This window comes from Arthrobacter sp. CAL618 (assembly GCF_000468215.1).
Lineage (GTDB): Bacteria > Actinomycetota > Actinomycetes > Actinomycetales > Micrococcaceae > Arthrobacter_D.
This window is the reverse complement of sequence record NZ_ASZW01000220.1, coordinates 1-12,035: the sequence shown is the minus strand read 5'-3', so window position 1 is coordinate 12,035 and position 12,035 is coordinate 1. Positions and strand designations below refer to the sequence as shown.

The following is a 12,035-nucleotide window of genomic DNA, read 5'->3' as shown; positions in this document are numbered from 1 at the left end:
CCTGGCCCGAGGGACGGTTTTCCACCCTGGCGGGTTTCGTCGAACCGGGAGAGTCGCTGGAAGCCGCTGTTATCCGCGAGGTGGCGGAAGAATCAGGTATCGAGGTCCACTCACCCCTGTACCTGGGCTCGCAGCCGTGGCCCTTCCCCGCCTCCTTGATGGTGGGGTTTATCGCCACTGCCGTGAACACCAACCAGGTGCCGGATGGTGCGGAGATCGTGGACCTCCGATGGTTCACGCGGACGGAGCTGCTTGAGGCAGTTCGAAGCGGCGAGATCACTATCCCCACTGGAGCTTCAGTCTCACGGGCGCTGATTGAACACTGGTACGGCGGCTCGCTGGACCTGGCAGTCGAGGGGGTCCGGCTCTAGGTATGGAGACAACTCTCGAAGAGAGGATCCTCGCCGGCCTCGATGATGAACAGCGGACAGTCGCCTCCACGCTGACCGGGCCGCTCTGCGTTCTCGCCGGCGCGGGAACGGGTAAAACCAGGGCCATCACCCACCGGATTGCCTATGGTGTCCACACCGGTGTCTACAAACCACAACAGGTGCTGGCGGTGACCTTTACGGCGCGGGCCGCCGCGGAGATGCGGACCAGGCTCCGCGACCTGTCCGCCTCGGGAGTGCAGGCGCGGACGTTCCACGCCGCCGCCCTGCGGCAGCTGCAATACTTCTGGCCACAGGCAGTGGGTGGCCCCCTGCCTGCTCTGGTGGACCACAAAGCGCAGCTCATCGCAGAAGCGTCGAGGCGGCTCCGGTTATCGACGGACCGGGCCGCGATCAGGGATGTTGCTGCGGAGATCGAATGGGCCAAGGTGTCCATGCTTACCCCCGAGCGGTATACAGCCGCGGCGGTTGGTCGGGTCGAGCCCGCAGGCATGGACCACACAACAGTCGCCCGTATCTTTGCTGGCTACGAGGACCTGAAGCTCGACCGCAACGTCATTGACTTCGAGGATGTGCTGCTGATTACTGTGGGGATCCTGCAGGAGGATGAGAAGGTGGCGGCCACCGTGCGCGCCCAGTACCGGCATTTCGTGGTGGACGAGTACCAGGACGTTTCCCCGCTGCAGCAGCGGTTGCTGGATTTGTGGCTCGGTGACCGCCGCGAATTATGCGTGGTGGGTGATGCCAGTCAGACCATTTACTCATTCACCGGGGCAACCTCGCGGCATTTGCTTGATTTCACCGGTCGGTATGAGGGTGCACAGGTGGTGCGGTTGGTTCGCGACTACCGGTCGACGCCGCAGGTGGTCAAACTAGCCAACAACCTGTTGGCCGCGCGAACCGCAGAAACCGGCCGTCAGGCAGGCTCCTCGAGTTGGTCTACCCCGCTGGAGCTTATTGCCCAGCGCGACGCCGGTCCGGAACCCTCGTTTACCGAGTGCAGCGACGATGAAGCGGAAGCCGCCGAAGCGGCCAGACGGATCAAGGCGCTCATGGATGGTGGGGTGCTGGCGAGTGAGATCGCGATCCTCTACCGCACGAACGGCCAGTCAGCGGCCTATGAACAGGCGCTCGCCAGCGCCGGTATTGGCTATCAGCTTCGCGGCGGTGAGCGTTTTTTCGCGCGCCGGGAAGTCAGAGATTCGCTGCTGCAGTTGCGTGCCGGCGCCAGAACCGCAGGAACAGACGATGTCCCGCAACTGGTGCGGGACATCCTCGCGAGCCTGGGGTACACCTCGGTGGCGCCGGCGAGCTCGGGAGCGGTCCGGGAGAAGTGGGAGTCACTCGCCGCGCTGGTCGCCTTGGCTGACGAACTCAGCGCGGCCCGGGCTGCTGACGGATTCACCCTTCAGGATTTCGTGGCAGAGCTCGAGGAACGGGCCGCCGCCCAGCACGCACCGACGGTACAGGGCGTCACCCTCGCGTCGCTCCACGCGGCGAAGGGCCTGGAATGGGATGCCGTGTTCCTGGTCGGCCTCAGCGAGGGTCTGATGCCGATCTCCTTCGCTGACACGCCGGAGGCTGTCGACGAGGAGCGCAGACTCCTCTACGTGGGCATCACCCGGGCGAGGGAACACCTGGCGCTCTCCTGGTCCACCGCTCGCACCCCGGGAGGGCGGGCCAGCCGGAAACCGACCCGGTTCCTCGACGGGCTTCGCCCAGGCGTTTCCGGTGATCGGGCCTTCCGGACGCCCAAGGTCAAGCAAAGCCGCAAGGTGTCGGCTCCGTCGACCTGCAGGGTGTGTGGGAAGGTGCTTGGGTCCGGCTCCGAACGAAAGATCGGACGATGTGGTGACTGCCCGGCGACGTACCAGGAAGCCACCTTTGAGGCGTTGCGGGCCTGGCGGTTGGACCAGGCTCGCGAAAATGACGTGCCCGCGTTCGTTGTGTTCACCGACGCCACCCTGGTCGCTATTGCCGAGGCACGGCCAACAACGATCGAGCAACTGGGGGCGCTGGCCGGGATTGGTCCGGCCAAACTCGAGAAGTACGGGGAATCGGTGCTGTTGATCATCGCGGAAAGTGAGTGAGAGCAACCCATGACTGTCAAGGATCCGCCCGTCGAAGTCAGACGGTCCGCGAAGCGCAGGCGGACCGTCAGCGCTGACCTGCGCGACGGCGTCGTGATCGTTTCCATCCCAGCCCACTTCACCGCGGCCCAGGAAAAAGACTGGGTGCACCGCATGGTCACCAAACTCCTGTCCAAACAGCAGTCGCTGACCCCGGCGCTGGACGGCGCGGACCAGACCAACCCGGGGGAAGAGCTCCTGCAGCGCGCCGGGGCACTGTCGGAAGCCTATCTGGCCGGGCGCGGCCAACCGGTGAGCATCGGATGGGTGACGAACCAGAATTCCCGGTGGGCATCGGCCACACCGGCCCGCAAGACCATCCGCCTCTCCCACAAGCTGCAGGGAATGCCCACCTGGGTGGTTGACTACGTCATCCTGCACGAGATGGCCCACCTCATTGAGCCCTCCCACAACCGCATGTTCTGGCGGCTACTAGAGGCGTATCCCCGAACGGAAGCAGCTAAAGCGTTCCTTGAAGGTGTGTCCTTCGCTTCCAACCACGGAATGGCAAGCCACTAGCGGCTGCGGCACCGAGCAACGATTCGAGCTGGGTCATCGTGCGGGCCAATCATCCCACTGGTGACCCCCGGAGGCGTAAATGCTGGCGGTGTCGATGAGGTTGATTCCTGCGTCGATGGCACGACGGAAGACCCCGATCGAACCCCCGTCGCCTTGTCGCCCCAGTCGCCGAACATCCTGGGGCCGAAGCAGGACGGCTGACCCCGACGCCGGTCCGGCCGAACTGGGTGGCCAGCTGAGCTGTGCCCTGCTCAGGTACTAGGGCTTGCCGCCCTCCGGGGAACCTTCGCCGTTGGTTGGCTGATCCCCGGACTCGGGCGACTCGTCTGGTGACGGGGTCTCCTCAGTTTCGTCGAAGCCGCCGTCCAGTAGCCGCTGCAGGGCAGCGTCCACCTCGGAATCCGACGACTCGGCGAGCTGTCGACGCTGGCTGAACCCCTGAGGGTCGTCGAGATCCTCGGCGGTCGGTAGCAGATCGGGGTGTTCCCACACCGCATCGCGGCCTTCGATGCCCCGTTCGGCGGTGAGATGGGCCCAGAGCGTGGCAGCGTCGCGTAGCCGTCGTGGACGCAATTCAAGGCCCACCAGGGAAGCGAACGCATGTTCGGCCGGCCCGNCCCGCCGGTGGCGCGCCGGCGGCGGACCATTTCCCGCAGCGCCGCAGACGACGGCAGATTCGCGGTGGCAGCGGCGGTCAGTTCATCGACCCACCCCTCCACCAGGGCCAGGGCAGTCTCGAGCCGCACCAGCGCAGCGTCCTGCTGCGGGGTACGTTCCGGCATGAAGACACCCTCGGAAAGGGCAGCCTGCATGGACTCGGGATTGGACGGGTCGATGTCCCGTGCCACTTCCTCGATCTTTGACATGTCGATGTGAATGCCCCGGGCATAGCTCTCAACTGCACCGAGAAGGTGCCCTGAAAGCCAGGGGACCTGGGTAAACAACCGGGTATGGGCGGCTTCACGGACGGCGAGGAACAGCCTGACTTCCTGCTCGGGAATATCCAGACCCTCGCCGAAGGCCGCGACATTCACTGGCAACAGGGCCATCTGGCCCTCTGCCAGGGGGACCCCAATGTCGGTGGAACTTACAACATCCTTGGACAGGGCACCCACGGCCTGGCCGAGTTGCATCCCGAACATCGCCCCACCAAGATTCTGCAGCATCGAGGAGGCGCCGCCCATCATGGTCTTCATCTCCTCCGGCAGTTGCCCGGAAATGGCGTCGGACAGTGCCTTGGCGATGCTCACCGCCACCGGTTCCGTGAGGCGCTTCCAGGTGTCCATGGTGGCCTCGACCCATTCCGCGTGGGACCACGCGCGGCCAAGGGTGTTGGTGGAGGGGAAATCGGTGACAGGGTCGAGCCACATCTCCGCAAGCCTCAGCGCCTCATCGACGTCGCGGCGCTGCTGAGGGGTGACCGAGGGGTCCCCATCGGCTGCCGCGACGCGGCGCGCGTGGTCGTGGGCGAGCTGCCAATTCACCGGCCCATCGCTTTGTGCCGCGAACATTGCCTGAACCTGCTGCATCATCATCGCCATGGCCTGCGGATCGGACGGCAGACCAGCGGCTTTGGCGAGCTCCTGCGGATCCATGCCCTGCGCATTGCCGCCCATCAGACGGGCCAGCATCTCGGAGAGGGGATCCTTGGGGGTGTCGCCGTCGTCGTTGGACGGATCTGACGGGTTGGAGGTCACTGCTACCACCGGTCCTGGAATTGGCTGCTGGGATGGGCTGCTCGTCTACTGCTGGTTGTGGGCTCTAGCCACAGTCGTCGAACATCGTGTCGGTTCTTCCACGTTACCCGCCGTGTCGCGGGGTTGTCCCGAACGCGCTGAACCGTTCGCTGAGGGCAAAGCGGCGGCGGCCGGTCGATGGGTGCTGGACTCGCGCCCAGGAAGTACGCTAAAGAAGCTCGATGATGCGCGGTTCGGCCGCGGCAGAGCAGCATGAAGGACCACCAGGGCATGCGCAGTGTCTGACGAAGAGAAGGTTTCCTGTTGACCCAGCCCACCTACAACGACCCGCCAGTGCCGCCCACCAGGGCCAAACGGGATCCCCGGTTCACTGTGATGGCAGTGTCCGGGTTCCTCGCGCTGCTCCTGGGCGGCGCCGCCGTCCTGCTGCCGGCGCCCTATGTGGTCGAATCGCCTGGGCCAACGTTCAACACGATCGGGGAAATCGACTCCCAGCCGCTGATCGAAGTAGAGGGCCGCCAGACCTACCCCACCTCCGGCGACCTCGACCTCACCACCGTGTATGTGACGGGTGGGCCGGGGACCCAGCTTGGCATCTTCGAAGTGTTCAGAGCCTGGCTGAATCCCACCGAATCTGTGGTGCCACGCGAACTCCGGTATCCGCCGGACGCCACCCAGGAAGACATCCAGGAGCAGAACGCCGTCGCCATGACCTCATCGCAGGAATCGGCTATCGCTGCTGCGCTCGGGCACCTCGATATCGACTTCGACGAGGAACTCTCGGTTGCGGGCCTGATCGAGGATGCGGCAGCTACCGGCATTCTGGAAGAGGGCGACGTCATCACCTCGGTGGACGGCACTGACATCACGAACATCGGGGTCCTCCGGGAGTCCCTGAACGCCGCGAACGGCGACTCAGTCGACCTTGGGCTACTGCGCGACGGCGGGGAGGTCACCGAGGCGGTGACCCCCAAGGAATCCGAGGGGGGCGATTTCCAGCTCGGCGTGGGTCTGGTCGCCAACTTCACCTTCCCTTTTGATATCACTATTGCGCTCGACAACGTCGGCGGCCCCTCGGCGGGATCGATGTTTGCCCTGGGCATTGTTGACCTGCTCACCGAGGGCGAACTCACCGGCGGTAAACACTTCGCGGGGACGGGCACCATCGACTCTGCGGGTCAGGTGGGGCCGATCGGAGGAATTCGCCAGAAACTAGCCGGTGCACGGCAAGCTGGAGCTGAAGTGTTCCTGGCCCCAGCCGCGAACTGCAATGAAGTGGTGGGCTATGTACCGGACGGCTTGCAGGTGGTGCGGGTGGAGACACTCGACGACGCGGCGGAAGCTGTCCGCACGCTGGGAGCGGGCGAGGACGGTTCGGCCCTCCCCACCTGCGAAGCCGGGTAGGTCGGCCAGTCGACCGGCTTCCCGGCAGTGGTGGGTGGTGATTTGGACACGGTTTCATTTCGATCTGGTGTCAGGCCGCCCGGATCGGAACGAAATTGGGTGGCCCGGACGTGTTCAAGGCAGAATGGAGATTCATGGAACCAGTCCGTCGTGCCGCTGATTTTGGCGGTTCGAGAGCGGTTTCCGTGATCCAACGGATCCAACGATGAGGTAAATGTGACTTCCGGACCAGACCGGCCGTTCGGCAGCAGGCCGAGCCAAACCAATTCCAGTAGCGCGAAAAGACGCAGCCCGCTGATCCCGACGTTGGTGGTGCTGGCCGTTCTGGTCATCGCCTTCGTATACGTCTCACAGGTCTACGCTGACGTCCTGTGGTACAACCAGCTCGGCTTTGTGGAGGTCTTCGTCACCGAAAACCTTTCACGGATCGGACTGTTCGCGGCTGCCTTCCTGATTATGGGCGCCAGCGTGTACTTCAGCCTTCGGGTGGCCTACCGGTCCCGCCCAATTTACGCGCCCGACAGTGCTGTCCAGGACAACCTGAACCGGTATCAGGCGCAACTTGAACCGATCCGTCGCCTTCTGATGCTCGGCATCCCCGTGGTGCTGGCCGCATTCGCCGGAACGGCGGCCGCCTCCCAGTGGCAGCCAGTCCTGCTGTTCTTCAACCAGGAACCGTTTGGTGAGCAGGACCCGCAGTTCGGTCTGGATATTGCCTTCTACGTCTTCACTTTGCCGTTCCTGACCTTCGTGGTCGGCTTCCTGATCAGCGTGGTCATCATCAGCGCCATCGCGGGTGTCCTCACCCATTACCTGTACGGCGGAATCCGCCTTGAGGAAAAGGGACTCTTCACTTCCAAGGCCGCCAGGATTCACGTCGCTGTGCTGGCTGCCCTGTTCCTGCTCCTTCAGGGCGTGAACTACTGGCTGGACCGGTATGCCACCCTGACCGGCACCGGAGGGAACTGGGATGGGGCCCTGTACACGGACGTCAACGCGGTAATCCCCACCAAGGCGATCCTTGCCGCGGCGGCCATTATTGTCGCTGTTCTGTTCATCGTGTCAGCAGTCATCGGACGGTGGCGGTTGCCGATCATCGGTACCGCAATGCTCGTCATCGTGGCGATTCTTGCTGGTGGAGTGTACCCGTGGGTCATTCAGCGTTTCCAGGTGGTGCCGTCCGAGTTCAGCCGCGAGGAACCGTTCATTGAACGAAACATCGATCTGACCCGCGCCGCCTACGGTCTCGACGAGGTGGAGACCACCGACTACAACCCGGTAGAGACACCGGAAGCGGGCGCTCTCAACGCGGACGGCGAAACCACCGCAAACATCCGGTTGCTTGACCCGAACCTGGTCAGCGACGCGTTCAGCCAGCTGCAGCAGTTCCGTCAGTACTACCAGTTCCCCCAGACGCTCAACGTAGACCGGTACGAGATCGACGGTGAGATTGAGGACACGGTGATCGCTGTCCGTGAGCTGAACACCGCCGGTGTGCCGGACGGCTGGATCAACGAGCATGTGCTCTATACCCACGGTTACGGCATTGTCGCCGCGGCCGGTTCGACCACCGAACCGGATGGCCGCCCCACGTTCATCCAGTCTGGCATCCCCTCAACCGGTGCGCTCGGGGACGAGTCCACCTACGAGCCGCGGATCTACTTCGGCGAGGAGTCACCGCTGTACTCGGTGGTTGGAGCTCCTGAAGGCGCGAACCCGATTGAGATCGACCGTCCCCAGAGCGAAGAATCCGATCAGCAGTCTCGCAGTACCTTCCAGGGCAGCGGCGGACCCAACGTGGGAAACATCTTCAATCGATTGGTCTACGCGCTGAAGTTCCAGTCGACTGATCTTTTGCTCTCGGATCAGGTCAACAGCGAATCCCAGATCTTCTACGACCGGGACCCGGTCGAACGGGTCGAGAAGGTCGCCCCGTACCTGACGCTCGATGGCAACAGTTATCCAGCGATCGTCGACGGTCGGGTCAAGTGGATCATCGACGGGTACACGACGACCTCGGATTACCCCTACTCGACGCAGCAGGAACTCCAGTCGGCGACCCAGGACTCGCTGACCGCCGAGGGTCTTGCCACGGCGCTCCCACCGGAGCGGGTCAACTACATCAGGAACGCCGTCAAGGCGACGGTTGACGCCTACGACGGATCGGTGGACCTGTACGCCTGGGACGAGGAAGACCCCATTCTCAAGGCGTGGCAGAACATCTACCCCTCCTCGCTGCAGCCCTATAGCGAGATGTCAGCTGATTTGATGTCCCACGTCCGCTACCCGGAGGATCTGTTCAAGGTGCAGCGCGAATTGCTCGCCCGGTACCACGTGACCGAGACCGAGCCGTTCTACAGCAACAACGAGGCCTGGAGCGTCCCGAACGATCCCACCCTCGAGGGCGACGACATCAGCGTTCCACAGCCGCCCTACTACCTAACGCTGCAGATGCCGGAACAGGAGGGGGCCAGCTTCTCGCTGACCACTCCATTCATCCCCTTCGTCCCGGCGGGCCAGGAAGCACGAAATGTGCTGTACGGCTTCCTCGCTGCAGATGGCGACGCCGGCACCGGCGAGGACGGCGTGAAATCCGATACCTATGGCACCCTGAGACTGCTTGACTCTTCCGGCCGTGACTCAGCCGTCGGACCAGGTCAGGCAGCCAACCTGTTCAACTCGGACACCACAGTGTCGCAGGAGCTCAACCTGCTGCGACAGGGTGCCTCTGAGGTGATCAGCGGGAACCTGCTGACGCTGCCAATCGGTGGCGGCGTCGCGTACGTCCAGCCGGTGTATGTCCAGTCCTCGGGTGATTCATCCTTCCCGGTTCTCCGGCGCGTTCTGGTGAGCTTCGGTGAGGAGGTTGGCTTCGCGCCAACCCTGGACGAGGCGCTCGATCAGGTGTTCGGTGGTGACTCGGGAGCCGTGACAGGTGATACCGAGAACGTGGGTGAGACCCCGGCAGACCCTGCTGCGCCTCCTGCAGAAGGTGATCCCGCCGACGGCGAGCCCGCCCCCGAGCCGACTGAGCCTGTCGCTGGGGGCACCGACGACCCGTCAGCCGATCTTCGGGCGGCCCTGGAGGATGCCAACACGGCCATCCAGGACGGCCAGGACGCCCTCGCTGACGGCGACTTTGCAGCCTATGGCGAAGCTCAGGATCGACTGAGCGACGCTCTGGCCCGGGCGCTTGACGCCGAGGAACGTCAGTCAGGGACCGCACCAGCAGGGGAATAGGGCGGCAAGTAGCCTCCCAAATCCCGCCGATTTGCACTATCCACCCCGGGGCCGTAACGTTGAGTCTACGCCGCGGGGTGGAGCAGTTCGGTAGCTCGCTGGGCTCATAACCCAGAGGTCACAGGTTCAAATCCTGTCCCCGCAACAAGAGAAAGATCCCGGTCAATGTTAGACACACTGACCGGGATCTTTTTTTGTGCTCAAGGCCGGAAAGCAGCGGGTAGGGTCGCGGTTCGAACGCCATCCCTGCCCGCTGCGGGGTTCCTAGGTGCCGCGCAGGTCCTGATAGGCGGACAGTGCCCGTTCGCGGGTTTCTGCCAGGTCCACCACGGGGGAGGGGTACCCCGCTGGGGCGTTAGCGTCCTTCCACGGTTCGTGAATGTTGCCGGCGTCCCTGAGTTCCGGGACAAAGCGTTTGAGGTAGATCCCCTCTTTGTCGAACTTCTTGCTTTGCGTCACCGGGTTGAAAATTCGGAAATAGGGCGAGGCGTCAGCTCCGGATCCAGCGACCCACTGCCAGTTGGCGGGGTTGCTCGCGGAGTCAGCGTCGACCAGCGTGTCCCAAAACCATTGTTCTCCAACCCGCCAGTCCACCATGAGGTTCTTGATGAGGAAGGAGGCGGTAGCCATCCGTACCCGGTTGTGCATCCACCCGGTGTCCCAAAGCTGCCGCATCCCGGCGTCGATCATTGGATAACCGGTGCGGCCTTGCTGCCAGGCTCCGAGTTCGCTCTGGGTAGGCGTCTGCCAGGCAAAACCGTCGAAGTCCCGTCGGTAGTTCTGGGTGGCCAGATCGGGGTTGTGGAAGAGCAGCTGCCAGCAGAATTCCCGCCAGCCGACTTCGGAGCCGAAAACCTGGATGTCCCGGGCAGCCGATGAGTTGGTCGATGCCTTGGCCGCATGCCAAACCTGGAAGGGGCTGAGCTCGCCGAATCTGAGGTGCGGTGAGATTCCGCTGGTGCCTTCCACCGCCGGAAGGTCACGGTTCACCGCGTAACCCTCGACTGGGCCATCAAGGAAATCGTCCAGCCGTTCCCAGGCACCTGCTTCCCCGGGGTGCCACTGCTGCTGCAGGCCCCCCGACCAATCGGGCGTGGTCGGCAGCAGCTGCCAGGAGACGAGCTCCTCCGACGCCAGCGTTGGCCCCGCCAGCCGTTTGGGTGGCGCCAGGGGTGCCCGGGGCTCCGGTTGGTTCTTGCAGGCCCGCCAGAACGGCGTGAACACCTTATAGGGGCCGCCAGCGCCCGTCGTGACCTGCCATGGCTCGTAGAGCAGATTCGCCTGGTAGCTGGCTGCTTCGATTCCGGTGTCCCCGCACCATGATTTCAGGTCGGCATCGATCGTCCGCTCGGGTTGGGCGTAGCGCCGGTTCCACAGCACGCGTTCCGCTCCGGATTCAGCGACCAGCCCGCGGATCACTGCTCCGGCCGGGCCCGACCGCAGGACCAGTTGGCCGCCGAGATCCTCAACGGCATGGGACAGGTTGGTCAGGGAATGGTGCAGCCACCACCGGGTCGCCCCGCCCAGGGGTCGAATTCCTGGGCTTTCCTCATCAAGCACATAGCAAATAATGAGGTCGTCTGCGTCGATGTCGAGCGCTGCAGAGAGGGCTGGATTGTCGCCAAGCCGGAGGTCGTCGCGGAGCCATACGATAGTTGGTGCCATGCACGCTAATCTACCTGCAGCGCCCCGCTTTGCTGAGCTTGTCTGCCCGGGCAGCAGAAGGCCGGCGCCCCCTGGGTGGGTGACGCCGGCCGGATGCACTACTGGGTGTTACTGGCCAGGCTGGTACTCGTCCGTGTCGCTACCCTGGCCGATGGCGGACGGAGTCCGCCCGGAGGAACCGCCGGATTTGAGGGCAGCCAGCCGGGCTTCGACCTCGGTCTGCTCGCCGAGGTCTTCGAGGCTTTCGAACTGGGAGTCCAGGCTTGAGTTCGCCAGTTCGGCCTGGCCAAGAACCCTCGCCTCTTCGCGCCGGATCTTCTCTTCGAAGCGGCCGACTTCGCTGGTGGGATCCATGAAGTCGATGCTCTTGACCGCGTCGTGAACCTGCTGCTGGGCTTGAGCAGTCCGGGACCGGGCAATCAGCTCGTCCCGCTTGCTGGTCAGTTCGTTGAGCTTGCCCTTCATCTGGTTGAGGCCGGTCTTCAGCTTCTCAACAATCTCTTCCTGCGAGCCGATGGTGGGCTCGGCGCCACGGGCTTCATTCTCGGCGGTCATCTGACGCTGGATTGCGACCTTCGCAAGATTGTCGAACTTCTCGGCATCGACAGTGTCACCGGCGTTGCGGTATTCGTCGGCCTTCTTCGACGCGGCGAGGGCCTTGTTGCCCCAATTACGGGCGTTATCAAGATCTTCTTTATAATCTTCCTGCAACATCCGCAGATTGCCGATGGTCTGAGCCACGGCGCTTTCCGCTTCGGCGATGCTGTTGGTGTAGTCGCGGACCATCTGGTCCAGCATCTTCTGGGGATCTTCGGCCTGGTCGAGGAGAGAGTTGATGTTCGCCTTGGCCAGCTGGGCAATACGTCCGAAAATTGACTGTTTTACCATGGGGTTGCCTTTCGCTTAGCGTCTGTTCTGGGTAAATATTCACCCCTACGGGGTGAGGATTATGAGTTTTGCGGGCTAGAAGTCGCCGCCGCCACCGCCGAAGC

7 protein-coding genes, 1 tRNA gene and 1 pseudogene are annotated in these 12,035 nt (G+C 63.6%); 6 read left to right on the top strand and 3 right to left on the bottom strand.

From position 1 onward, the window contains the following. The 3 genes from K728_RS22720 to K728_RS0113215 all read left to right on the top strand — a co-directional run. On the top strand, positions 1-371 hold a 371-nt coding region (locus tag K728_RS22720; RefSeq protein ID WP_337587484.1), incomplete at its 5' end, for an NAD(+) diphosphatase. Positions 372-373: 2 nt separating this feature from the next. Then, entirely contained in the window at positions 374-2,479 is a 2,106-nt protein-coding gene (locus K728_RS0113220; protein ID WP_024475747.1) for an ATP-dependent DNA helicase UvrD2, read from the top strand. Between the two features lie 9 nt (positions 2,480-2,488). Further along, on the top strand, positions 2,489-3,037 hold the full coding sequence (locus K728_RS0113215; RefSeq protein WP_019481684.1) for a M48 family metallopeptidase: 549 nt from the start codon (positions 2,489-2,491) through the stop codon (positions 3,035-3,037). Between the two features lie 258 nt (positions 3,038-3,295). Here the strand turns inward: K728_RS0113215 and K728_RS19420 are convergent. Beyond that, a pseudogene (locus K728_RS19420) lies at positions 3,296-4,734 on the bottom strand (zinc-dependent metalloprotease). Between the two features lie 303 nt (positions 4,735-5,037). Here K728_RS19420 and K728_RS0113205 point away from each other — a divergent pair. The 3 genes from K728_RS0113205 to K728_RS0113195 all read left to right on the top strand — a co-directional run bounded on the left by K728_RS0113205 (position 5,038) and on the right by K728_RS0113195 (position 9,523). Continuing rightward, positions 5,038-6,138, top strand: a complete 1,101-nt coding sequence (locus K728_RS0113205) for a YlbL family protein (RefSeq protein WP_019481686.1) — start codon at positions 5,038-5,040, stop codon at positions 6,136-6,138. A 216-nt stretch (positions 6,139-6,354) separates the two neighbouring features. Next, positions 6,355-9,378, top strand: coding sequence for a UPF0182 family protein (locus K728_RS0113200; protein ID WP_026040929.1), 3,024 nt, complete (start codon positions 6,355-6,357; stop codon positions 9,376-9,378). A 71-nt stretch (positions 9,379-9,449) separates the two neighbouring features. Next, positions 9,450-9,523: transfer RNA gene (locus tag K728_RS0113195), tRNA-Met, on the top strand. 119 nt (positions 9,524-9,642) lie between these two features. On the opposite strand, the gene K728_RS0113190 is transcribed toward K728_RS0113195, so the two are convergent. Next, positions 9,643-11,043: a cryptochrome/photolyase family protein gene (locus K728_RS0113190; RefSeq protein ID WP_019481688.1), complete on the bottom strand. Its 1,401-nt coding sequence runs from the start codon at positions 11,041-11,043 to the stop codon at positions 9,643-9,645. Positions 11,044-11,151: 108 nt separating this feature from the next. Continuing rightward, the gene (locus tag K728_RS0113185; RefSeq protein ID WP_024475749.1) at positions 11,152-11,931 is read right to left on the bottom strand and encodes a PspA/IM30 family protein; all 780 of its coding nucleotides are present in this window, start codon (positions 11,929-11,931) and stop codon (positions 11,152-11,154) included. Positions 11,932-12,035 lie beyond the last annotated feature (104 nt).